A 21,835-nucleotide genomic window follows, 5' to 3' on the forward strand; every position below is an offset into this window, starting at 1 on the left:
ATGACGCAATATGTTGAAAAGCACGGGCTGAACGTTGCCGACCTGCTGGTCCGCTTTGTCGAGGATCGGGCCTTGCCCGGCACCGGGATCGACGCGGATGCGTTCTGGGCCGGGGCGGCGGCGATCTTTGCCCGCCTGGCACCCGAAAATGCGCGCCTGCTGACGGTCCGCGATACCATCCAGGCGCAGATCGATGGCTGGCATCGCGCCAACAAGGGCGCGCCGATCGATCAGGCGGCCTATACCGCGTTCCTGCGCGACATCGGCTATCTGGTTGAGGAACCGGCGCCGTTCGCAATCACCTCGCGCCATGTCGATGCCGAAATCGCCACGCTGGCCGGCCCGCAACTGGTCGTGCCGGTGCTCAACGCGCGGTTTGTGCTCAATGCCGCCAACGCGCGCTGGGGCAGTCTGTACGATGCATTCTATGGCACCGATGCGCTGCCCGGTGCGGCGCAGGGGCCGGGCTATGACGCGGCGCGCGGGGCGCAAGTGATCGCGCGGGGGCGGGCGTTTCTCGACGACGCGGTGCCGCTGGCCAGTGGTAGCCATGGCGATGTTGCGGGCTATGCGATTGTTGACGATCGGCTGGTGCCTGCGCTGGCCGATCCCGCCGCGCTGGTCGGCTGGCGCGGCGAGGCGGCGCATCCCGAGGCGATCCTGCTGCGCCACAATGGCTTGCACATCGAACTGGTGATCGATCGCACGTCGGCGATCGGCGCCGGGGACAAGGCGGGCGTGGCCGATATCGTGCTGGAGGCGGCGCTGTCGACCATCGTCGATTTCGAGGATTCAGTTGCGGCGGTCGATGCCGAGGACAAAGTGGCGGCCTATGCCAACTGGCTGGGGCTGATGCGCGGCGATCTGACCGATACCTTTGAAAAAGGGGGCCGGGTGCTGACCCGGCGGCTCAATCCCGATCGGCACTATAGCGCACCGGGCGGGCAAAGCCTGGCGCTGCATGGCCGGTCGCTGCTGTTTGCGCGCAATGTCGGCCATCTGATGACGACGCCCGCCGTGCTGCTGCCCGATGGCAGCGAAGCGCCCGAGGGCATTCTCGATGCGATCATCACCGGCCTGATCGGGGTGCACGATATTCGCGGCACCGGTCCCTTGCGCAACAGCCGGTCGCGCGACGGGCAGGCGGGATCGATCTATATCGTCAAGCCCAAGATGCACGGGCCCGCCGAAGCCGCCTTTGCCGACACGCTGTTCGATGCGGTCGAGGATCTGCTGGGGCTCGACCGGCACACGCTGAAAATCGGGCTGATGGACGAGGAACGCCGCACATCGGCCAATCTGGCGGCGTGTATCAAGGCGGTCAGCGCGCGGCTGGTGTTCATCAACACCGGTTTCCTCGATCGCACCGGTGATGAAATGCACACCTCGATGGTGGCCGGCCCGATGGTGCGCAAGGCGGCGATGAAGGACAGCGCGTGGATCAAGGCCTACGAAGACCGCAACGTGCGGATCGGGCTGCGCTGCGGCCTGTCGGGCGTGGCGCAGATCGGCAAGGGCATGTGGGCCGCGCCCGATCGCATGGCCGACATGCTGGCGCAAAAGATCGGCCATCCGCGGTCGGGCGCCAACACCGCCTGGGTGCCCAGCCCGACAGCGGCCACCCTGCATGCCACGCACTATCACGCGGTCGATGTCTTCGCGGTGCAGCGCACGCTGGCCAGCGAAGCGGTGCCGGCGCTCGAGGCCTTGCTGACCATCCCGCTTGCCAGTGGGCAGAACTGGTCGGCGCAGGATATCCGCGACGAACTCGACAACAATGCGCAAGGCATTCTGGGCTATGTCGTGCGCTGGGTCGATCAGGGCATCGGCTGTTCCAAAGTGCCCGATATTCACGATATCGGCCTGATGGAAGACCGGGCGACCTTGCGCATTTCGTCGCAGCATATCGCCAACTGGCTGTTGCACGGGGTGTGCACCGCCGATGATGTCGATGCCGCACTGGCGCGCATGGCCGTGAAGGTCGATGCGCAGAACGCCGCCGATCCGCTCTATCGCCCGATGGCAGGCCATGCCGATACCAGCCTGGCGTTCCAGGCCGCGCGCGCGCTGATCTTTGAAGGCGTGGTGCAGCCCAACGGCTATACCGAGCCGCTGCTGCACAAGTTCCGCGCGCTCGTCAAAGCCGGGGCGTGATGGCATGAAAAAGCCCGCTGCGAGGCCGGCTTTTTCATCCATTGACAAGGCGGCGCGCGGTCAATCCATCGCGACGACATGGTCGCTGGGGGCCGGGCGGCGGGCAAACCAGACCAGCGCGATGGTGAGCACCGACATCCACCCGCACAGCCAGAACAGTTCGAGCGACGACAGCAGGTAGGACTGGCCGATCACCTGGCGATAGATCGACGCGGCAGACTGCAGGGGGTTCATGCCCTGGGCCTGCAACTGCGCGATCGCGCCATGATAGGCGGGCGCGGCCGCCGTGGTGACTTCGGTCAGGCGTTCCTGGTGCAGTGCCTCGCGCCGGTCCCAGAATGTGGTGATCAGCGATGCGGCAAAGCTGCCGGCGGTGATGCGGGCAAAGTTCGAGATGCCGCTGGCCGAGGGCAGGCGTTCGGCGGGAATGCCGTCGAGCGAGATGGTCAGCAGTGGCACGAAGAAGAAGCACATCGCCAGCCCCTGCAACAGCATCGGCACCGCCAGTACGAAAAAGCTGGCATCGGGGGGGTAGAGCGACCGCAACAGATAGGACCCGCCGAACGCGGCAAACGACAGTGTCGCGGTGATCCGGGGATCGAACTTGATGCGCCCGGCCAGCGGGGTCAGCACGACGGCGACCACGCCTGCGGGTGCAGCCACCAGGCCCGCCCAGGTGGCGTTGTAGCCAAGATATTCCTGCAGCCACAGCGGCAGCAGCAGATTGTTGGCAAACAGCAGGGCATAGCCCAGACACAGCGCGATCGTGCCAAAGGTGAAATTGCGGCTTTTGAAATTGGACAAGTCGACCGCCGGGTTGGCATCGGTCAGTTCCCAGATCACCCAGGCGATGAAGCCGACCACCGCGCACAGCGCCAGCACCGTGATCATCGGATTGGCAAACCAGTCGCGATCCTTGCCCAGATCGAGGAACGTCTGCAGGCTGAACACCCAGAACACCAGCAGGCCCAGCCCGACGGTATCGATCGGCAGTTTTTGCGTCGGGGTTTCGCGCGCGGCAAGGTGGCGCAAGGTGACGAGGCCCGCGATGATCCCCACCGGCACATTGATCAGGAAAATCCAGCCCCAGTAGTAATTATCGGAAATATACCCGCCCAGCACCGGGCCGAGCACCGGCGCCGACAGCGTGGTGATCGCCCAGATGCCCAGCGCGGTGCCGCGCTTGTGCGCGGGAAAGATCGAAATGAGCAGCGCCTGGCTGCCCGGGATCATCGGCCCCGATACCGCGCCTTGCAGGATGCGAAACGCGATCAGGACATTGAGGTTCCATGCCAGGCCACACATCAGCGAGGCCAGCGTGAACAGGAATACCGAGGCGACGAACGTGCGCACCACGCCGAACCGCGCCATCAGCCAGCCGGTCAGCGGCACGGTCACGCCATTGGCAACCGCGAACGAGGTGATTACCCAGGTGCCATCATCGGTCGACACGCCAAGGTTGCCTGCCACTGTCGGCAGCGCGACATTGGCGATCGTGCCGTCGAGCACTTGCATGAATGTGCCAAGCGCCAGCGCGATCGACGCAACGCGCAGGGCCGCCCCGCTCAGCGGGGGCAGCGCAGGGGCGGCGGGCGCGCTCACCGCACCGATCCGATGTTCCGGGCGATGATGTCGCGAATGCGCGCTTCGGTGGCGGGGCCGCCATCGACGCTGGCCTGCACCCCGCCCGCAGGTGCCTTGCTCGCCCCGACAAATGCGCCCGAACGGTTGGTGGTGTCGACCGTGACATCGACCGACAGGCCGATCCGCAGCGGCGTCTTGCGCAGTTCGGCGGGATCGAGCGCGATCCGTACCGGCACCCGCTGGACGATCTTGATCCAGTTGCCCGAGGCATTCTGCGGCGGCAACAGCGCAAAGGCATTGCCCGAACCCGCGCCCAGACCCAGCACTTTGCCGTGGAAGGTGATCGCGCGGCCATAGATATCGGCCTTGATCGCCACTGGTTGCCCGACGCGCAGATCGGCGAGCTGGGTTTCGCGGAAATTGGCGTCGATCCACAGGCTGTCGAGCGGCACCACCGCCATCAACGGCGTGCCCGGCGCAACGCGCTGGCCCAGTTGCACGGTGCGCTGTGCCACCACGCCCGCCATCGGCGCCTTGAGATCGGTATAGGCCAGGTTGATCGCAGCCAGCCGGACGGCGGCAATCGCCGCCAGCACGGCGGGATTGTCATAGACGCTGGTGCCTTCGACCGCGCTTTGCGCCTGGGCCTTGCGGGCGGTTGCCAGCGTCAGGCTGGCGCGGGTTGCCGCCACCGTGTCACCGGCGTGGCTCAGTTCTTCGCCTGACACGGCGCCCTGGGCATAGGCCGACTGGCGGCGGCTGACGTCGGCCTGTGCTTTGCCCAGATCGACTTTGGCCTGGGCGATTTCGGCAGCGGCCTGGTCGACCGTGGCGCGTTGCGAGCGATAGGCGCGCACCGCTTCGCCCAGGTGGGCTTCGGCGGCCTGCAACGCGGCGACCTCGGTCGCCGGGTCAAGCTCGATCAGCGGTTGCCCGCGATCGACATGTTGCGTGTTGTCGGCGTGCAGCGCGACCACCGTGCCATCGACGCGGCTGGTGATCGACACGATATCGCCGCCGACATAGGCATCGTCGGTTTCTTCGGTCGGGGCGGCCATCAATTGCGTGGCACCATAGCCCAGCCCGCCCAGTACCAGCGCGGCCCCCAGCAGCAGCAGGCCGCGTTTGCGCGCGCGCGGGTTGCCCCGGATTGCCGGTTCCACCGTGCCGAGCGTCCTGGCGAGCGTTGCGCTATCCAGCTTTTCGGCCGGATCGATTGTGGTGTGCGTGTTCATGAGCGGGACTCCACCTTGGTGGTTGAAACGAGCGGGTGATGGGGATCAAAGCCGCCGCCGAGCGCGGCGATCAATTGGATGCGCTTGGCCAGCGCGTCGGCCTGCAGGTCGATCAGCGCCTGTTCGGCCTCAAGCAGGCGAAATCCGCTGTCGATCGCATCGAGACGCGACCCCAGGCCAGACGATATCCGCACCTGATCCAGCCGCACCGTGTCGCGCAATCCGGCAACGACCAGGTTTTGCTGCGCCAGATCGGCATCGGCCGAGCGGACCAGTGTCAGCGCGTCGGCGGTTTCGCGCACCGCGCCGAGCACCGACGTGTTGTAATCGGCCACCGCGATGTCGAGTTCGCCCGTTGCGGCCTTGTAGTTGGCGGTCAGTCGCCCGCCTTCAAAGATCGGCACGTGGATGGCCGCGCCGCCGCCATAGGTCGTGGCGCCCGATGTCAGAAACTGGCCAAAGCCGATCGCGGCCAGCCCGGTGAATGCCTGCAGATTGACGTTCGGCAGAAAATCCGCGCGCGCCACTTTGCGTCCGGCCTCGGCTTCGCTGATCCGCGCCTGCCCCGCCAGCAAGTCGGGGCGGCGCCCGATCAGATCGGCGGGCAGCACGTCGGGCACCACCGGCGTCGTGCCCAGCGCCAGCGTCGGCGGGGTGATCGTGCCATAGAAATCGGCGCCCTTGCCGACCAGCGCGGCCAGCGCGTGGATCAGCACATCATGTTGTTGCTGCGCACGCACCTCGGCCTGCCGCGCCTGCGCCAGCAGCGTTTCGGCGGTGCGCATGTCGAAATCGCTGGCCAGGTTGCTCGATTTGCGTGCGCGGATATAGGCCAGTGACTGTTCGCGGGTGGCGACAAAACCGCGCGCCACCACGATCTGCTGATCGGTGCGGGCAAGCCCGATATAGGCCTGCGCAATCGCGGTCGAAATCGCCAGGCGCGCCGCTGCCGCATCAAAGCCTGCCGCATCGACGGCGGCCTTCGCCGCGCTGACCCGCGCCCGCTGGCGCCCGAACAGGTCGAGATCCCAACTGAGCCCGGCCTGCGTCGTGGCGATGTTCTGGTTGGTCCCGGCAAACGGTGGCGGGATCAGATAGTGGTCGGGAAAGCGTTCATGGGTTACCCCGGCGTCGATCCCCACTTGCGGCAACAGCCCGGCGTGTTCGCTGCTGACAGTCGCCTGGGCGACGCGCAAGCGGGCGAGCGCGGCCTCAAGGCTGGGATTGTCGGCCAGCCCGGCATCGATCAGGCGGTCCAGTTGCGGGTCGCCAAAGGCATCCCACCAGCGTTCGGCGATGGGCGCCTCGGCCTGCGCCAGACCGAGCGTTGCGGGTGCAATCGCGGTGACCTGGGGTTGAATATGGGGGATTTGCGCACAGCCCGCCAGGGCGACCGCAAGCAGCGAGGGGATCAGGGCCAGGCGTTTCATTCAAGCCTCCAAGCGGGTGCAGGTGTCGTGCCTGGCGCAGCGATCGAAGCAGTACGCCAGCCGCCCAAGCAGAGTGATCAGGATGTCGATTTCGCGGTCGTTGAGGCTGGCCAGCACGTCGGCCAGCCGCACGTCGATTTCGGGCGCCGCCATGCGCAGCGCGGCGTGGCCGCTGGGGGTCAGGTGCAGGCCGTTGGGGTTGCGCCAGGTGCCATCGCGAACGACCAGTCCGCGCGCCTCAAGCCCGGTGGCAAGGCGCTTTGCGGTATCCAGCGTCACGGCAAGATCGACTGCCAGCGCGCGGATTGTCGGGGTGCCCATCTGATCGAGGCAATTGAGCGCGTTCCACTGCGAAAAACTGATGTCAGCTATGCCGAAATGCGCGGAAACCCGGGCTTGCAGCGCGCGCCCGACCCGGCGCATCAGCGGCGCCAGATGGGCGATACGCCGCGTCGCGCGCTGTTCGTCGCGTGCCATCACCGGCCGCCCTTGCGATCGGCGGCAACCAGCCCGCCGCTGAACGCGTCGAATGTCATATGCAGCGCGGCAATCTGTTCGCTGGTATAGCCGGCGGTGATCAGCGCAGAGGTTGCTGCGGCGGGCACTGCGTGGCTGCCGCGTCGACGCAACAGCATGCCATATTGGCGCAAAGCTTCGAGTTTTTCGCTGCCGAGCGGCAACGGCGCCTCGCTACCGAACAGGAAGGCCAGCACGCGGCCGATGCGTCCCGAAGCGGCCTTGGCGCGGTGTGCGTCGGACCAGGCGATATCGAGCACGACTTGTTCGGTGCGCGAAAACGCCGGCGTGGGCAACAACGCACCGATCGAGGCGATCAGCCCGGTGTGGTCGACCAGATCGGCATGGGTCAGGGGCAGGCTCATGCGGGGATGTCCTTTCGGCGCAAAGCCACCGCCGTGCGCCCGAACAGGCGCGCCGCGACAGGCTCGAATAAAAAAGGGCCGGTCCGTACCCACGGGGGGGCAGGGGGAGGTGGGTACGGACCGGAGCAGGGGCGGGGCCGTTCAGGGGGGGCGGCGCCGTCTCTCTTGCTGCTGAAACCGATCTAGATTTGCACGGTGCAAAGGTCCAAGATCATCGCCCTTGGTTACCCAACTTTTGCGGTATGGCGGCACATGGAACTTCGGCAGTTGCGCTATTTCCTGGCCTTGAGCCGGACCATGAACTTTACCCGCGCGGCCGAAGAGGTGAATATCGCGCAGCCGCCATTCAGTCGGCAGATCAGCAATCTGGAAGATGAATTGGGCGTACGCCTGATCGACCGGGATTCGCGTCCGATGCGGCTGACCAGTTCAGGCGAGTTCTACCGCGAGCGCGCGCAGGAGATTATCACGCGGATCGACCGGCTGAAACACGACACCATCCGGTTTGGTCGCGGCGGGCGGCAGATCCTGCGGATCGGGTTCGAGGTCTATGCGCTCTACAGCCATTTGCCGCCGGTCATCAAACACTTGCGCGAGTTGAACCCGCACCTCGACATCGATCTGAAGGTGATGTCGTCGACCGACCAGATGCTGGGCATCCGCAACGGTGAAATCGATGTCGGGCTAAGCCGTGAACTGGCGCAGGACGATACCATCGAACAAGTGTTGATCCGCCGTGACACGTTCGTTGTCGCGCTGCCGGTCGGCCATCCGCTGGCGCGTGACAACGCAACACCCTTGCGACTGGCCGATCTGGCGGGCGAAACGCTGATCCGGTATCACGACAGCGCAGCGGGTCGGCGTGCCGATCCGGTCGTGCGGCTGATGGAGCGGGCCAATTTCACGCCTTTGCGCGAAACCGCGCTGGGCGATGTCCAGGCCGCGCTCGGGCTGGTTGCGGCCGAGGCAGGGGTCTGCGTGGTTCCCGCCACGGTGCGCCGCATGCGCGGCGACGATGTCGTCTATGTGCCGCTGGGCGAGCCGGGGGCCTTCAACGACATCTATCTGGCCAGCGTCAAAGGCTGGAATTCGCCGATCCTGCGACAGACGCTCGATGAACTCGAGCGTCTGATCGCGCCGCATGAAAGGCCCTGACAGTTACTGTGGGCGGGGGACAAATCCCGGCACCCCGGTTTCCACCACCGCATTGAACCGCACGGTGGTGGCGATATCGTCGCGCATCGCCCGCATCGCCTTGTCGGGAAGCGCGGCAAAGCCGAAGTTTTCACTGATGTGATCGGGGTTGGTCGAGGTCGTCAGCATGGCGGTGCCGCGTTGCACCGCCCAGGCCAGCGCGACTTGCGCCGGGGTCTGCCCGGTGGCCTGCGCAATCGTGGTGATTACCGGATCGTCGGTCAGGCGCGGCGCCATGCCGTGGCCGAGCGGGGCGAATGCCAGCAGGACAATGCCCTGTTCCCGGCAATAGTCGAGCAAGTCCCATTCGGGCAGATAGGGGTGCGCCTCGACTTGCACGACCGCCGGCTTGATGCGGGCAATCGCGACAATCTCTTTCAGCGTGTCGAGGCGGATGTCGGACAGTCCGATCGTGCGGCATTTGCCCTGATCGACCAGCAGTTCCATCGCGCGCCAGGTTTCGGCGAGCGTGACCGTGGTATCATAGACCGGGCGCCCTTGCGCATCGCGCGGATGATGATCATCGCCCGGCGGAAACGCGAACGGGGTGTGGATCAGATAGCAATCGATCCAGTCGCATTGCAGACGCTGCAAGCTGGCCTCCAGCGCGGGACCGACGCGGTCGGGGCGGTGGTTGGTGTTCCACAGCTTGGTGGTCACGAACACATCCTCGCGCCGGACGGTCCCGGCGGCAATCGCCTCTTGCAGCGCGGCGCCGACAATATCTTCGTTGCCGTAAAGCTCGGCGCAATCGAGGTGGCGAAATCCGGTTTCCAGCGCGGCGATGATCGCGCGGCGCGCCGCCGCCGGGTCACGGATCAGGGTGCCGAAACCGGTGGCGGGCATCGCAGCCGCGCCATCGGCCAGCGGCAGGGTGGTTTCACGAAGAGGGTCATGCAGGGTCATTCGGGGTCTCCTTTGGGGGGGGATTGAGGGTCCGGGGGTCGTCATGGGGCATTGCGGCTGGCGAGCCGGTGGGCAAAGGCACCGTCGGCATTGCCGCCAAGCGCCACCGCCAGTTGCACGGTGTCGAGATATTGCGCGGTGCGGGCCTGGATCTGGCCCAGCAGCGCGCGGTGCCAGGCGCGCTGGGCTTCGACCACGTGCAGCAGATCGATCTCGCCCGCGCGGTAGGCCACCTCGTTCAGTCGCAAGTTCGCCTGGGCCGATTGCAGGGCACGGTCCTGCGCGACGGTTTCATCGCCATCGTGGTTGATCGCCTGCAGCACGTCGGCGACCTGGCCCAGCGCGCGGATCACGGTCTGCCGGTATCCGGCCAGTGTCGCGTCATAGCCGTCAATGGCGGCGCGGCGATTGGCGGTGAGCGTGCCGCCCGAAAAGATCGGGCCGGTCAATCCGCCCGCCAGGCTCCACAACGTGCCGATCCCCGGTCCCGCCTGAGCCAGCGAAGCCGACAGTTGCAGGTGCGGATAGAGATCCGCAGTGGCCACGCCGACGCCCGCACTGGCGGCATGCAGTTCGGCCTCTGCGGCCAGAATATCGGGCCGCGCGTGCGCCAGATCCGACGGCAGGCTGACCGGCAGAGTGTCGGGCAGGGCAAAGTCGGTCAGGTCGAAATCGGGCGGCACCCAGTCGGCCGGACCCTTGCCCGCCAGCATCGACAGCGCGTGGCGCGCGACATCGCGTTGCTGCGCCAGCGGGGGCAACAGCGTTTCGTCCTGCGCCAGTTGTGTTTCGGCCAGCGACACGTCGACCTGGGTTGCACCACCCAACCGGTGACCGGCGCGCACCAGCGCGAGGTTGCGGCGATCATCGGCCAGCAGCGCCTGGACCGCATCGATCTGCGCCCGCGCCGATGCCAGCGTCAGCGCCTGGCTGGCGACATCGCCGGTCATCGTCAGATAGGCGGCATCGTAACGGTGGGTCTGCACGGCGGCGCGCGCGGCCTGCTGTTCGACGCGGCGCCTGTTGCCGCCGAACACGTCGAAATCAAACCCGACGGTCGGACCGACGGCATAGAAATTGGACGTTTCGACGACATTGCCGTTGACCGAGCGGGCCCGGCCGCCGCTGGCGCCGAAGCTCGCTTGCGGGCGCAGGCTGCCGCGCGCGGCGGCAATTGCTTCGTCGGCCTGCGCTATGGTTGCATCGGCCGCCACCAGATCCTGGTTGCCCGCGATCGCCCGGCGCATCACCGCATCGAGCCTGGCCGACCTGAAGCGGGCCCACCAGTCGCCGTCGGCGCGATCGCCAAGGCGCAGGCGCGGTGCCAGCGCGGCTTCGGCCTGGGTATCATAATGGGCCGATGCGATCGGCGCTGGGCGCTGAAAATCGGGTCCTGTGGTGCAGGCCGACAGGGCGGGCAGCGCGATCGCGGTGATCAGTGCGGCCCGGAACGAACGAAGCAGAGCATGGGTCATGGCAAACAACGCCTTCACGATTGTGCGGGCTGACGCGGAACGCGCAGCAGCAGGGCCAGGGGACTGACCGCCAGAATGGCGAACATCAGCAGTTTGAACTGGTCGATTACCCCGATCAGCGCGGCCTGGCCGGTGATCATGTCGTTGAGGGTGGCAAGGCCGGCGCCGGCAAACAGCCCGCCGAGCCGGGTCGGCACCTGGTGCCCGGTGAGGTTGGCGGCGAGCGCCAGGTGCACCATCTGTGTGTTGTCGTACAAATAGATCTGCACCACCGCGATGCCGAGCGTGCTGCCATAGAGCCGTGCCAGATTGAACAGCGCGGTGCCTTCGGCGCGCAGTTGCGGGGCCAGCGTGGAGAAGGCGGCACGCGCCAGGGCGGCCATCACGATGCCCAGCCCGGCGCCCTGGATGGCGCCGGCGACAACCACCGGTTGCCAGTCCATGAGCGGCGAATAGCCCAGCATGCGCGCGTTGCCATAAGCGGTCAGCGCGATCCCGCCGAGCACCAGCAGGCGGATGTCGATCGCCCGGGCCAGGCGCCCGCCCAGCAAAAGCCCGCCGATCAGCGCCAGCCCGCGCGGAATGGTCATCACCCCGGTGGTGTCGTCGGGATAGCCGAGCAGTTCCTCCAGCATCGGGCTGGTCAGCGCCAGGGTCGGCAACAGGACAAAGCCGAACGCAAAGAACATCACCGTGGCGAGCACGAAATTGCGGTCCTGGAACAGGCGTTTGTCGATGAAATGGCGTTCGCTGGTCAGCACGTGCACTGCATAGAGCCCGAACCCCAGCGCGCTGGCGCCCGCTTCGAGGCAGCTTTCGGTCGAGGCGAACCATTCGACCCGTTCGCCCCGGTCGAGCAGCATCTGCAGCCCGATCATGCCGAGCGACACACTCGCCAGCCCGAACAAGTCGAAGGCCGGGGCCTGCGCGGGCTTTGCCTCGCGCAGGGTGGCCGCAAACAGGGCGATGACCAGTGCGGTCAGGGGGACAGCGCAATAGAACCCGATGCGCCAGTCGCGATCTTCGCTGATCCAGCCGCCCAGCGCCGGACCGCTGAGGATGCCCAGCAGCACGGTGACGGTCGCGATCAGACTGATCCGGGCGTGGCGTTCCGGCGGTGTAACGCCCAGCAGGATGGCCACCGACAGCGGCGCAATGGGCCCGCTGGCGGCGCCCTCGACAATCCGCGCGGCAATGAATTGCGGCATCGTCGCGGCCTGTGTCGCCAGGGCCAGGCCCAAACCGAACAGCAGCAGCGATGTCTGCATCACCCGCTTGCGGCCAAACCGCCCGGCCAGCCAGCCGGTCATCGGCATGACCACCGCGCTGGCCGCGATATAGGCCGAAAACACCCAGCCGATCTCGTCGTCGGCCATCGCCATCGCGCCTTCGACGCGCAGCACGACCGCGTTGGGCAGCGAAATCATCACCGCCTGAAGGTAGGTCGCGAGCAATGCCGCGGTGACGAGCCAACGGCGTTCGGCTGCCGAGGGGGCCGGTGCGTTCATTGTCCTGCCCCCGGCGCATGGCGCCGCGTGTCGACCCGCGCGGTGACGCTGATCCCGCTATAGAGCGGGCGCGCCGGATCGGCGGCATCGAGTTCGATGCGCACCGGCAGACGCTGGACCACCTTGATCCAGTTGCCGGTGGCGTTTTCGGGGGGCAGTACCGAAAATTGCGAACCGGTGCCGGGGCTCATGCTGGTGACGTGGGCGCGGAATACATGCCCCGGATAGGTATCGACGGCGATCGTCGCGGGCTGGCCTGCACGCATGTGGGTCAATCCGGTTTCGCGAAAGTTCGCCTCGATCCAGATGTGCCGCGACGACAGCAGCGAAAACACCGCACTGCCCGCGCTGACGAAATCGCCCGGTTGCAGATCGTCGACTTTGGCGACCACGCCGTCATCGGGCGCGACGATCCGGGTATACGACAGGTTCAGCCGCGCCTGATCGAGCTGCGCCTGCGCATCGCGCACGGTCGGGTGGCGGTCGAGTGCGATTGCCGGATTGCCGTCAAGCGCGGCCAGGCTGTTGGCCACCTGATTTTCCGACGCGGTGATATGCCGCTGCGCAACCTTGAGCGCGGTTTCGGACATGTCATAGGCCGAACGCGAGGTCACATCGGCGGCCAGCAGGTTCTTTTTGCGGTCGAATTCCTTGCCCTCATAGTCGGCGGAATCGCGTGTCGCCTGAAGGTCGGCCAGTTGCTGGCGATACGTCGCCTTCAACCCGCGCACCTGCAGCCGGGCGGCGGCAAGCCGGGCCTCGGCCTGTTCGACCGCGATCTGGTACGGTTGCGGATCGATGCGGAACAGCAACTGGCCCTTGTGGACGACCTGGTTGTCGCGCACCGCGATTTCGACCACCTGGCCCGCGACCCGCGCGTTGAGCGTGGTCTTGGCGGCCTCGACAAAGGCATCGTCGGTGGACACCGCGTTCGCATCGGCGAGGTACGCGGTGGCTCCGCCAAGCAGCACCAGCGCCGGAACAGCGATCAGCAGTGGCACCCGCAGACGTTGGCGCCAACCGGGAGCGGCGGCCGCGATGGACGGGCTATCGATCGTATCGTGGTTTGACGTCGGCATCATCGCATCCTTTGGTTCGAGGTGCAGCGCGTGACACGGCACAGCCTCTCCGCCTGCCGGTTTCCGTTTGGAAACAGGCATTTGGAATTTGGTTTCACAAGCCTCTTGAATTTTGTTCGATGATGTACAAATATAACTACAAAGGGTGGCCGTCAAGGATTTTGTGCGAGATGGAACAAAAAGAAATTGGCGTGGACACCAGGACACGCGGACGGCCACGGGCCTATGATCCCGATGTGGCGTTGCAGCGCGCGATGGATGCGTTCTGGAAGAGCGGGTATTCGGGCACTTCGCTCGATGACATCGCCCATGCCACCGGGATGAACCGGCCAAGCCTGCGTGCCGCGTTCGGCGACAAGCGCGATCTCTATCTCAAGGCCTTGCGTGCCTATTGGGGGTTCAAGCTTGCCACGATGGCCAAGACGCTGGCGGGGGGAACGCTCGGCGAGGCGTTGCTGCGCACATATGACGCGGCGCTGACGGTGTACTTTTCCGAGGAAGAGGGCGCGCGCGGATGTTTCGTGGTGGGTACCGCAATCACCGAGTCGGTCGATGATCCCGAAATCCGCGAAATCGTCGCGACCGGCTTCGGCGCGCTCGACCGCCTGTTCGTCGACCGCATTGCGCAGGCGCGCGACGCAGGCGAATTGACCGGCGATGTCGACCCCGCTGCGCTGGCGATCCTCGCCTGCGGCACGATGCAGACGATCGCGCTGCGTGCGCGGGCCGGTTTCGCGCGTGAAACGCTGTGGGGCATCGCGCAAAAGGCGGTGGCGGTGATTTGCCGGTGAGCGCGCCCGGGGTGCTGCCCGATGTGATCGCCGATGGATTGTCGGTGCTGTTTTGCGGGATCAATCCTGGATTGCTGTCGGCGGCGACCGGCCACCATTTTGCGGGCAGGGGCAACCGGTTCTGGCAGGTCATCCATCTGGCCCGATTTACGCCGGACTGCCTTTCGCCTGAACACGACCGCCTTCTGTTGCGCCATGGCTGCGGGCTGACCACTGTGGTCGCGCGGGCGTCCGCACGTGCCGATCAGGTCGCCTTGGCCGAATTTCACGCCGCATCGCGCGACCTGGAGCGCAAGATTGCCGATCATGCGCCGCGCACCGTCGCATTCTTAGGCAAAGGCGCGTGGTCGGCACTATCCGGCCTGCGCAATCCGCAATGGGGCCCGCAATCGGCGCGCCTGGCGGGTGCGGCGGTGTGGCTGCTGCCCAACCCGAGCGGACGAAACCGCGCGTTTACGCTCGACCGCCTGGTCGAGACCTACCATGCGCTCCGCAAATCCGACACTTGGGAAAAAACCATTGGCCCGCGCCGACAGCCGCCAATCCATGCTTGGTCAGCCGGGTAACGCGAAATTGGTCGGGGAGAGAGGATTCGAACCTCCGGCCCCTGCCTCCCGAAGACAGTGCTCTACCAGGCTGAGCTACTCCCCGACCGATCGGCAAACCGTGTGGCAAAGGCCACCCGGATGCGAGGCAGGCGCGCCCTATAGGCAGCGGTCTGGCGTGTGGCAAGCGGGGAAAATGGCGTGCGGTGCAAAAAGTCTGCGGCGGCTTTGCAGGTTCCACAGCAAAGCGCGGAAATTGTGCTTGGGTTGGTGGCGGCAGGCAGGTTAGGGTTGGCTATGCCCGCACCCCATTACGAACAACAGTATCTCGACCTGATGCACCGGATCTGGACGCAGGGGGACGAGCGGGTCGATCGCACGGGTGTGGGCACGCGATCGGTGTTCGGCGCGCAATTGCGGTTCGATCTGTCGGACGGGCAGATGCCGTTGCTGACCACCAAGCGGGTGTACTGGAAAACCGCGACACGCGAATTCCTGTGGTTCCTGACCGGCGATACCAACATCCGTGCACTGTGTGCGCAGGGCGTGGAAATCTGGACCGACTGGCCGCTGGCGCGATACCGGCGCGAGACGGGCGACATGATCGACCGCGCCGCCTTTTCGCGCGCGATCGTCGATGACGCCGCCTTTGCCGCGCGCTGGGGCGATCTGGGTCCGGTCTATGGCAAGCAATGGGTCGACTGGCCGGTCTATGAACCGGTGGGTGACGGGCTGTTCCGCCAGCGCGCGCGCGGCGTGAACCAGGTGGCCGATCTGGTCCACGCGCTGCGCACCAATCCGGGCAGCCGGCGCCACATTGTCGAAGGCTGGAACGTGGCCGAACTGGACACCATGGCGCTGCCGCCGTGCCACAAGACCTATCAGTTCCACATTGCCGACGGGCGGCTGTCGGGGTTGCTCTATCAGCGCAGTTGCGACGTGGCACTGGGGCTGCCGTTCAATCTGTGGGGAGCGGCGCTGTTCATCCGCCTGCTGGCGCAGCAATGCGATCTGGAACCGGGCGAACTGGTGTGGATGGGGGGCGATACGCACCTCTATGTCAACCATGGCGATCTGGTCGAGGCGCAGCTTGCGCGCACTCCGCACGGGTCTCCGCGGTTGACGCTGGCGCGACGGCCTGACAGCATCTTCGACTATGCCATCGATGATTTTTCGGTGCACGATTATCACCCGCAAGGCCACTTGGCAGCGCCGGTCGCGGTGTGAGTCTGGCGATTGACCGTTGCGCGGACACGTAATATAATTACGCCTGTATAAAACAATCCGTCGCTTGCCGAGTCTGCGCAGCGGTGGTTCTGGAGCAGGAACCGGATGACCAGGGTCAATCTTCCGAAGCTGTCGCTGCACGTGCCCGAGCCGCGCTATCGCCCCGGCGATCCGGTCGATCACACCCATCTGGCGATCCCCGCGGCAGGCGCCCAGCCGCGCCCTGACGAGGTGTGCGACGCCGCGCAGACCCATCCCCTGTGCCTCGATCTGATTCGAGTCCTGGGCGAGGATGACCAGGCGCACGGGATGTGGAATCCCGGGCTCGATGCCGCCACGCTGATCCGCATGTTGCGGCTGATGGCGCTGACCCGCGCGTTCGATGCGCGGATGGTGCGCGCGCAGCGGCAGGGCAAGACCAGCTTCTATATGAAATCCACCGGCGAAGAGGCGACCGCCGTCGCCACCGCGCTGGCCCTGGCCGATGATGACATGGTGTTCCCCAGCTATCGCCAGCAGGGGCTGTTCATCGCGCGCGGCTATCCGCTGGAAGAGATGGTCAACCAGATCTTTTCCAACCGTGCCGACAAGCTGAAGGGGCGGCAATTGCCGATCATGTATTCGGCGCGCGCGCAGTCGGTGTTTTCGATCTCGGGCAATCTGGCCACGCAATTGCCGCAGGCGGTGGGCTGGGCGATGGCCAGCGCGATCCGCGAAGACAGCCGAATTGCCAGCACATTCGTCGGCGAAGGATCGAGCGCAGAGGGCGATTTCCATTCCGCGATGACTTTTGCGGCGGTCTACAATGCGCCGGTGGTGTTCAACCTGGTCAACAACCAGTGGGCGATTTCCAGCTTTTCGGGCTTTGCCGGGGCCGAACGCACCACGTTTGCCGCGCGCGCGATCGGCTATGGCATTGCCGGGCTGCGCGTCGATGGTAACGATCCGCTGGCGGTCTATGCCGCGGTGCGCTGGGCTGCCGATCGCGCGCGCGCCAATGCCGGGCCGACGCTGATCGAACATTTCACGTATCGCGGCGAGGGGCATTCGACCTCTGACGATCCGGGCCAGTACCGTTCCGCCGCCGAAGGCAGCGAATGGCCGCTGGGCGATCCGATCGACCGGCTGATGCGCCATCTGATCGCGCTGGGGGTGTGGGATGCCGACCGTCAGGCGGCGATGGATGCCGAAGTCGACGCGCAAGTGCGCAGCGCCGTGCGCGCGGCAGAGGCCAATGGCGTGCTGGGCCACGGGTTGCACCACCCGTTCCGCACGATGTTTGAAGACGTGTTCGAAACATTGCCCTGGCACCTGGCCGAACAGAACGAGCAGGCGTTGCACGAACGGCGGGTGAAATTTCCCGACTGGAGCGACGACGCTGATCTGGGGAACGCGTGATGAGCGAGCAGACCGTGCCCGGCAAGGCAATGACGATGATCGAGGCGATCAACGACGCGCTCGACGTGATGATGGCGCGCGATCCGATGGTAGTCGTGATGGGCGAAGATGTCGGCTATTTCGGCGGGGTGTTCCGCGCCACCGCCGGCTTGCAGGCCAAATATGGCAAGACCCGCGTGTTCGATACGCCGATTTCCGAATGCGGTATCATCGGCGTGGCGGTGGGGATGGGGGCCTATGGCTTGCGCCCGGTGCCCGAAATCCAGTTTGCCGACTATATCTATCCCGGCCTTGACCAACTCGTGTCCGAAGCGGCGCGGCTGCGCTATCGTTCGGCGGGGGAATTCATCGCGCCGATGACCGTGCGAACGCCGTTTGGCGGGGGCATTTTTGGTGGCCAGACCCACAGCCAAAGCCCCGAGGCGATGTTCACCCATGTGGCCGGGCTGAAAACCGTGGTGCCGAGCACGCCCCATGATGCCAAGGGGCTGTTGATTGCCTCGATCGAAGACAACGATCCGGTGATCTTTTTCGAACCCAAGCGGCTCTACAACGGGCCGTTCAATGGCCATTACAGCGAACCGGCGATCCCCTGGGCACGCCATCCCGACAGCTTTGTACCCGAAGGTCATTATCGCGTGCCGCTGGGCAAGGCGCGCATTGTGCGCGCGGGCGAGGCGGTGACCGTGCTGGCCTATGGCACGATGGTCCATGTTGCGCGCGAAGTGGCCGAACGGCTGGGAATCGATGCCGAAGTGATCGATCTGCGCACGCTGGTGCCGCTCGACATCGAAACCATCGAGGCCTCGGTGACCAAGACCGGCCGGTGCATGGTGCTGCACGAGGCGACGCGCACCGGCGGGTTTGGCGCCGAACTGGCGGCGCTGGTGCAGGAACGCTGTTTTTATGCGCTGGAGGCCCCGGTCGAGCGGGTTACCGGGTTCGACACGCCTTATCCCCACAGCCTGGAATGGGCCTATTTTCCCGGCCCGGTGCGGATTGGCGAAGCCTATGCCCGCCTGATTGCCGCGTGACCCCCTTGTTGCACGAAAGCGACGCGAGATGAGCCGTTATACCTTTCGCCTTCCCGACATCGGTGAAGGCATTGCCGAAGCTGAAATCGTTGCCTGGCACATTGCCGTGGGCGACATGATTGCCGAAGACGGGCGGCTGGCCGATGTCATGACCGACAAGGCCACGGTCGAAATGGAAAGTCCAGTCGCGGGCCGCGTGGTCGAAGTGGCGGGTGAAGTGGGCGACCGCATCGCCATCGGATCGGCACTGGTGGTGATCGAGACCGAGGACGACGTGGTACAGGCCCCGCCCGCTCCGCCACCGGCAACCGCGCCCGAGCCCGCACCGGAACCCGCAAAGGTCGAACCGGTGAAGACCGAACCTGTCAAAGCCGAACCGGTCGTTGCCGAACCTGCCAAAACCGACCATGTGCGCGTGCTGGCCAGCCCGGCGGTGCGCGCGCGGGCCAAGGATCTCGGCATCGATCTGGCGCGGGTTCAGCCCGGCGCCGAAGGGCGCGTGCGCCATGCCGACCTCGATCAGTTCATCACCTACAACGGCGCGGGCGGCTATGCCCCGGCGGGCGCCGCACGCGCCGATGAAGCGATCCGGGTGATCGGCCTGCGCCGCCGCATCGCCGAAAACATGGCCGCCGCCAAACGCCACATCCCGCATTTCACCTATGTCGAGGAAATCGACGTGACCGAGCTTGAGCGCGTGCGTGCCGAGCTCAACGGCGCACATGCCGGGCGCGGCAAGCTGACCCTGCTGCCGTTCCTGATCACCGCGATCTGCCGCACGGTGCCGCAGTTCCCGATGATCAACGCGCGTTATGATGATGAAGCGGGTGTGGTCACGCGCCATGGTGCGGTGCATCTGGGGCTGGCGACGCAAACGCCGGGCGGGCTGATGGTGCCGGTGATCCGCGATGCGCAAGGGCTGAACTTGTGGCAACTGGCGGGCGCGATCACGCGGCTGGCCGACGCGGCACGCGGCGGCACGATTGCGGCCAGCGAAATGGCGGGATCGACGCTGACGGTGACCAGCCTGGGCCCGCTGGGCGGGGTCGCCACCACCCCGGTGATCAACCGGCCCGAAGTCGCCATTATCGGCCCCAACCGCATCATCGAACGCCCGATGTTTGTCCCCGACGGCACAGGCGGCGAACGTATCGCCAAACGCAAGCTGATGAACCTGTCGATCAGTTGCGACCACCGCGTGGTCGATGGCTGGGACGCCGCCAGCTTCGTCCAGGCCTTGCGCCGCCTGATCGAAACGCCGACGCTGTTGCTGGTGGGGTAGGTCCAAGCGGTCATCGGGGGCCGGGTTCGATTCCCACTGAACCCGCAGATGTTGATCGTCAGTAATTTAAATAAATAATATCAACAATATCCGTTCGCCCTGAGCCTGTCGAAGGGTGCGCGCGGCGGTCGCCCCAAACACATGCTACCCGCGCCCGGAGCACAGGTTGGCGCGCATCCTTCGACAGGCTCAGGATGAACGGGCTTTGACTGGGTCTGGGCGATTTATATTTTCATAATATCAATGAATTAGCGTGGCGCTATCACCGATTGTCCATCGAATCCAGATCTGTAATCGCCTTGGAGACCGAGGCTGAGGCGACGACGGCGATGCGGATTGGAGTGCGGTTTCCAGACAAGGGTCGCCGTTTTACCGCACCACCCCGCGAAACGCGACCTGGCCTGCGCCGCTGCCGGCACGCCAGCGGACGTGGGTAACATCTTCGGGCAGGGCGCGGCGAAAACCATTGGCATCATGCACCAGCAGGTCGTCGAGCGTGCCCCAGGTGTGCCCGCCATCGACCGAGACTTGTTCGGGCGAATCGCTTGCGGCGGGTTGCCAGGCGACGCTGCGCGGCACCGGGTTGGTCACGAAAAAACCGCCGGGCTCGCCGCCGCTCCAGCTCACCACAAATACCAGCCGGTCGCCCGAATGAAGCTCGCTGGCGCGTTCGAGGATGCGCGCGGTGCGTCCGCCCGGTGCGGGCTCGAAGCGTTCGACAAACACGTCTCCGGCCAGATGCACATGGCTGGCGCGCGGCGGGGTGTCGGGGGCATGCCACAGCGTCGGCGTGGTGGCGGCCATCGCCATCGCGGGCAGTGTTGCCACCGATCCGGCCATCATCTGCAAAGTTCTGCGCAGCACCCGATTTGCCCCCCGGCGCGATCCGCGTTGATCGGCGTTTCGGCGGTCTGGATGCCTGAACATGGCAAACATTGGGTTAACGGCAGGGTCGTAGACGCTCTCCCAAAAAAACTTTGTGCCGGTTTGTTGACAGTGCCAATCTCGTGCCATAGAGGCGCGGCTCCCAAGCGGGAACGCGGGTGTAGCTCAGTTGGTTAGAGTGCCGGCCTGTCACGCCGGAGGTCGCGGGTTCAAGTCCCGTCACTCGCGCCATTCGCTGCTTGGGAGATCAGATCATGGGCACGCGGGTGTAGCTCAGTTGGTTAGAGTGCCGGCCTGTCACGCCGGAGGTCGCGGGTTCAAGTCCCGTCACTCGCGCCATGATCGATCAAGGCCGGTCAGCCGCGGTGGTCAGCCCCAGCGGCCGGTTTCCATCCAGATGAGGAAACGGCGCAGCGGCAAGAGCCAGATCGTGCCGAGCACGACATAGGCCAGCGATTGCGCCAGCACCGGCCATTGCCCGATCGCTTCGGCCAGATGCGCGACCAGCCCGGCATAGAGCGCCAGCACCACCACCAGGCCGATGATCCCGACCGGCTTGCGCCAGGTCGGCTGCAGCCGTGGGCTGTCGGGTTCAAGCATCATGGGTGATCTCCAAACGGTCCATAGAGCCGGGTCGGGGTAACCACCGCCGACAAAGCCCGGTCATGCGCCTCTCGGGGCAAATCATCGACCAGTTGGCAATCCCACGCCAGCCCGATTGCGGGTACTTGCGGGTGTGCCGCCAGCCAGCGATCATAATGCCCGCCACCCTGGCCCAGCCGCCCGCCATCTGCGGTAAATCCGACCAGCGGCACGAACAGCACGTCGGGGGTGATCGCCGGGGCCGTCGCCAGCGGTTGCGCCACGCCAAAGGGGCCGGGTTCGAGCAATTCGTCAAGATGCGGCGATTCCCAGCGGCGAAACTGCATCGCGCTGTCGCGTGCGGCAAACCACGGCAGCGCGATGGTGTGTCCTGCTTCATGGAAATGGCGGGCATAGCCGATGGCGGGTGCTTCGCCACCGCCTGCCAGATAGATCCCGATGCTGGCGCCTGCGGGCACCAGCGCGTGCAGCGCTGCCGGGGGGCGCATCAGGATCAGGGCGCGGATACGGGGATCGAGCGTGTCGGCATGGGCATTGCGCAACGCGCGCAAGTGCTTGCGCAAGGCCAGCTTTGACAATCGCGAGTCTTCGCCTTCACGCACCGGGCGCGTCCCCTGTTCTGCC

Annotated in this window: 20 protein-coding genes and 3 tRNA genes; 10 read left to right on the plus strand and 13 right to left on the minus strand. The window is 65.8% G+C overall.

The genetic code is table 11. From position 1 onward, the window contains the following. Positions 1-2,154: a malate synthase G gene (locus tag AQZ49_RS00280; protein WP_082701232.1), complete on the plus strand. Its 2,154-nt coding sequence runs from the start codon at positions 1-3 to the stop codon at positions 2,152-2,154. A gap of 60 nt (positions 2,155-2,214) precedes the next feature. On the opposite strand, the gene AQZ49_RS00285 is transcribed toward AQZ49_RS00280, so the two are convergent. The 5 genes from AQZ49_RS00285 to AQZ49_RS00305 are packed head-to-tail and all read right to left on the minus strand — an operon-like array spanning position 2,215 to position 7,284. Beyond that, positions 2,215-3,756 carry a DHA2 family efflux MFS transporter permease subunit gene (locus tag AQZ49_RS00285; RefSeq protein ID WP_067611209.1) on the minus strand — a complete coding sequence of 514 codons (1,542 nt, stop codon included), beginning with the start codon at positions 3,754-3,756 and terminating at the stop codon, positions 2,215-2,217. Beyond that, positions 3,753-4,973 (minus strand): HlyD/EmrA/EmrK family protein, encoded by a 1,221-nt coding sequence (locus AQZ49_RS00290; protein ID WP_082701233.1) that lies wholly within the window; start codon positions 4,971-4,973, stop codon positions 3,753-3,755. The genes AQZ49_RS00285 and AQZ49_RS00290 overlap by 4 nt, the downstream gene beginning before the upstream one ends. After that, complete coding sequence (locus AQZ49_RS00295; protein WP_067611211.1) at positions 4,970-6,403, minus strand: efflux transporter outer membrane subunit; 1,434 nt, start codon at positions 6,401-6,403, stop codon at positions 4,970-4,972. Before AQZ49_RS00295 ends, AQZ49_RS00290 begins: the two co-directional genes overlap by 4 nt. Then, positions 6,404-6,880: a MarR family winged helix-turn-helix transcriptional regulator gene (locus AQZ49_RS00300; RefSeq protein WP_067611215.1), complete on the minus strand. Its 477-nt coding sequence runs from the start codon at positions 6,878-6,880 to the stop codon at positions 6,404-6,406. Further along, on the minus strand, positions 6,880-7,284 hold the full coding sequence (locus AQZ49_RS00305; protein ID WP_067611217.1) for a hypothetical protein: 405 nt from the start codon (positions 7,282-7,284) through the stop codon (positions 6,880-6,882). Before AQZ49_RS00305 ends, AQZ49_RS00300 begins: the two co-directional genes overlap by 1 nt. Positions 7,285-7,536: 252 nt before the next feature. On the opposite strand from AQZ49_RS00305, the gene AQZ49_RS00310 reads away from it, so the two are divergent. Beyond that, positions 7,537-8,439 carry a LysR family transcriptional regulator gene (locus tag AQZ49_RS00310; protein WP_067611220.1) on the plus strand — a complete coding sequence of 301 codons (903 nt, stop codon included), beginning with the start codon at positions 7,537-7,539 and terminating at the stop codon, positions 8,437-8,439. A gap of 3 nt (positions 8,440-8,442) precedes the next feature. Here the strand turns inward: AQZ49_RS00310 and AQZ49_RS00315 are convergent, their stop codons facing one another. Genes AQZ49_RS00315 through AQZ49_RS00330 form a run of 4 tightly spaced genes read right to left on the minus strand, consistent with a single transcriptional unit; the run spans position 8,443 to position 13,449 of the window. Continuing rightward, entirely contained in the window at positions 8,443-9,384 is a 942-nt protein-coding gene (locus AQZ49_RS00315) for an aldo/keto reductase (RefSeq protein ID WP_067611224.1), read from the minus strand. Positions 9,385-9,425: 41 nt separating this feature from the next. Beyond that, a complete protein-coding gene (locus AQZ49_RS00320) occupies positions 9,426-10,859 on the minus strand; it encodes an efflux transporter outer membrane subunit (RefSeq protein ID WP_067612441.1) in 1,434 nt (477 codons plus the stop codon). 14 nt (positions 10,860-10,873) lie between these two features. Next, the gene (locus AQZ49_RS00325) at positions 10,874-12,367 is read right to left on the minus strand and encodes a DHA2 family efflux MFS transporter permease subunit (protein ID WP_067611229.1); all 1,494 of its coding nucleotides are present in this window, start codon (positions 12,365-12,367) and stop codon (positions 10,874-10,876) included. After that, complete coding sequence (locus tag AQZ49_RS00330; protein ID WP_156428101.1) at positions 12,364-13,449, minus strand: HlyD family secretion protein; 1,086 nt, start codon at positions 13,447-13,449, stop codon at positions 12,364-12,366. The genes AQZ49_RS00325 and AQZ49_RS00330 overlap by 4 nt, the downstream gene beginning before the upstream one ends. Before the next feature lie 188 nt (positions 13,450-13,637). Here AQZ49_RS00330 and AQZ49_RS00335 point away from each other — a divergent pair, with 188 nt between their 5' ends. Both AQZ49_RS00335 and mug read left to right on the plus strand, forming a co-directional pair. After that, positions 13,638-14,237 (plus strand): TetR/AcrR family transcriptional regulator, encoded by a 600-nt coding sequence (locus tag AQZ49_RS00335; RefSeq protein ID WP_231738530.1) that lies wholly within the window; start codon positions 13,638-13,640, stop codon positions 14,235-14,237. Next, positions 14,234-14,803 (plus strand): G/U mismatch-specific DNA glycosylase, encoded by a 570-nt coding sequence (gene mug / locus AQZ49_RS00340; protein ID WP_231738532.1) that lies wholly within the window; start codon positions 14,234-14,236, stop codon positions 14,801-14,803. The genes AQZ49_RS00335 and mug overlap by 4 nt, the downstream gene beginning before the upstream one ends. 8 nt (positions 14,804-14,811) lie before the next feature. Here mug and AQZ49_RS00345 read toward each other — a convergent pair. Beyond that, a tRNA-Pro gene (locus tag AQZ49_RS00345) sits at positions 14,812-14,888 on the minus strand. A gap of 191 nt (positions 14,889-15,079) precedes the next feature. Here AQZ49_RS00345 and thyA point away from each other — a divergent pair. The 4 genes from thyA to AQZ49_RS00365 all read left to right on the plus strand — a co-directional run bounded on the left by thyA (position 15,080) and on the right by AQZ49_RS00365 (position 19,723). Further along, complete coding sequence (gene thyA, locus AQZ49_RS00350; protein WP_067611235.1) at positions 15,080-16,009, plus strand: thymidylate synthase; 930 nt, start codon at positions 15,080-15,082, stop codon at positions 16,007-16,009. A 105-nt stretch (positions 16,010-16,114) separates the two neighbouring features. Beyond that, on the plus strand, positions 16,115-17,407 hold the full coding sequence (locus AQZ49_RS00355; RefSeq protein ID WP_067611239.1) for a 3-methyl-2-oxobutanoate dehydrogenase (2-methylpropanoyl-transferring) subunit alpha: 1,293 nt from the start codon (positions 16,115-16,117) through the stop codon (positions 17,405-17,407). A 29-nt stretch (positions 17,408-17,436) separates the two neighbouring features. Further along, positions 17,437-18,441, plus strand: coding sequence for an alpha-ketoacid dehydrogenase subunit beta (locus AQZ49_RS00360; protein WP_067612446.1), 1,005 nt, complete (start codon positions 17,437-17,439; stop codon positions 18,439-18,441). Positions 18,442-18,469: 28 nt separating this feature from the next. Beyond that, on the plus strand, positions 18,470-19,723 hold the full coding sequence (locus tag AQZ49_RS00365; RefSeq protein WP_067611243.1) for a dihydrolipoamide acetyltransferase family protein: 1,254 nt from the start codon (positions 18,470-18,472) through the stop codon (positions 19,721-19,723). Positions 19,724-20,092: 369 nt separating this feature from the next. Here AQZ49_RS00365 and AQZ49_RS00370 read toward each other — a convergent pair whose 3' ends face one another. Further along, positions 20,093-20,587 (minus strand): hypothetical protein, encoded by a 495-nt coding sequence (locus AQZ49_RS00370; RefSeq protein ID WP_067612448.1) that lies wholly within the window; start codon positions 20,585-20,587, stop codon positions 20,093-20,095. Between the two features lie 175 nt (positions 20,588-20,762). Here AQZ49_RS00370 and AQZ49_RS00375 point away from each other — a divergent pair. Both AQZ49_RS00375 and AQZ49_RS00380 read left to right on the plus strand, forming a co-directional pair. Continuing rightward, positions 20,763-20,839, plus strand: a tRNA-Asp gene (locus AQZ49_RS00375). A gap of 31 nt (positions 20,840-20,870) precedes the next feature. Continuing rightward, a tRNA-Asp gene (locus AQZ49_RS00380) sits at positions 20,871-20,947 on the plus strand. A gap of 30 nt (positions 20,948-20,977) precedes the next feature. Here the strand turns inward: AQZ49_RS00380 and AQZ49_RS00385 are convergent. Beyond that, a complete protein-coding gene (locus tag AQZ49_RS00385) occupies positions 20,978-21,211 on the minus strand; it encodes a DUF2842 domain-containing protein (protein WP_231738534.1) in 234 nt (77 codons plus the stop codon). Further along, on the minus strand, positions 21,208-21,813 hold the full coding sequence (locus AQZ49_RS00390) for a 5-formyltetrahydrofolate cyclo-ligase (RefSeq protein ID WP_067611246.1): 606 nt from the start codon (positions 21,811-21,813) through the stop codon (positions 21,208-21,210). The genes AQZ49_RS00385 and AQZ49_RS00390 overlap by 4 nt, the downstream gene beginning before the upstream one ends. Between the last annotated feature and the right edge of the window lie 22 nt (positions 21,814-21,835).

Origin of the sequence: Novosphingobium sp. FSW06-99 (assembly GCF_001519065.1) — a bacterium.
Classification (GTDB): Bacteria; Pseudomonadota; Alphaproteobacteria; order Sphingomonadales; family Sphingomonadaceae; genus Novosphingobium.

Coding starts and splice junctions, on each gene's coding strand:
- AQZ49_RS00295 (WP_067611211.1), bottom strand. CDS start 6,403: ATGAAACGCCTGGCCCTGATCCCCTCGCTGCTTGCGGTCGCCCTGGCG.
- AQZ49_RS00315 (WP_067611224.1), bottom strand. CDS start 9,384: ATGACCCTGCATGACCCTCTTCGTGAAACCACCCTGCCGCTGGCCGAT.
- AQZ49_RS00310 (WP_067611220.1), top strand. CDS start 7,537: ATGGAACTTCGGCAGTTGCGCTATTTCCTGGCCTTGAGCCGGACCATG.
- thyA (WP_067611235.1), top strand. CDS start 15,080: ATGCCCGCACCCCATTACGAACAACAGTATCTCGACCTGATGCACCGG.
- AQZ49_RS00320 (WP_067612441.1), bottom strand. CDS start 10,859: ATGACCCATGCTCTGCTTCGTTCGTTCCGGGCCGCACTGATCACCGCG.
- AQZ49_RS00365 (WP_067611243.1), top strand. CDS start 18,470: ATGAGCCGTTATACCTTTCGCCTTCCCGACATCGGTGAAGGCATTGCC.
- AQZ49_RS00300 (WP_067611215.1), bottom strand. CDS start 6,880: ATGGCACGCGACGAACAGCGCGCGACGCGGCGTATCGCCCATCTGGCG.
- AQZ49_RS00325 (WP_067611229.1), bottom strand. CDS start 12,367: ATGAACGCACCGGCCCCCTCGGCAGCCGAACGCCGTTGGCTCGTCACC.
- AQZ49_RS00385 (WP_231738534.1), bottom strand. CDS start 21,211: ATGATGCTTGAACCCGACAGCCCACGGCTGCAGCCGACCTGGCGCAAG.
- AQZ49_RS00355 (WP_067611239.1), top strand. CDS start 16,115: ATGACCAGGGTCAATCTTCCGAAGCTGTCGCTGCACGTGCCCGAGCCG.
- AQZ49_RS00360 (WP_067612446.1), top strand. CDS start 17,437: ATGACGATGATCGAGGCGATCAACGACGCGCTCGACGTGATGATGGCG.
- AQZ49_RS00305 (WP_067611217.1), bottom strand. CDS start 7,284: ATGAGCCTGCCCCTGACCCATGCCGATCTGGTCGACCACACCGGGCTG.
- AQZ49_RS00290 (WP_082701233.1), bottom strand. CDS start 4,973: ATGAACACGCACACCACAATCGATCCGGCCGAAAAGCTGGATAGCGCA.
- AQZ49_RS00330 (WP_156428101.1), bottom strand. CDS start 13,449: ATGATGCCGACGTCAAACCACGATACGATCGATAGCCCGTCCATCGCG.
- AQZ49_RS00280 (WP_082701232.1), top strand. CDS start 1: ATGACGCAATATGTTGAAAAGCACGGGCTGAACGTTGCCGACCTGCTG.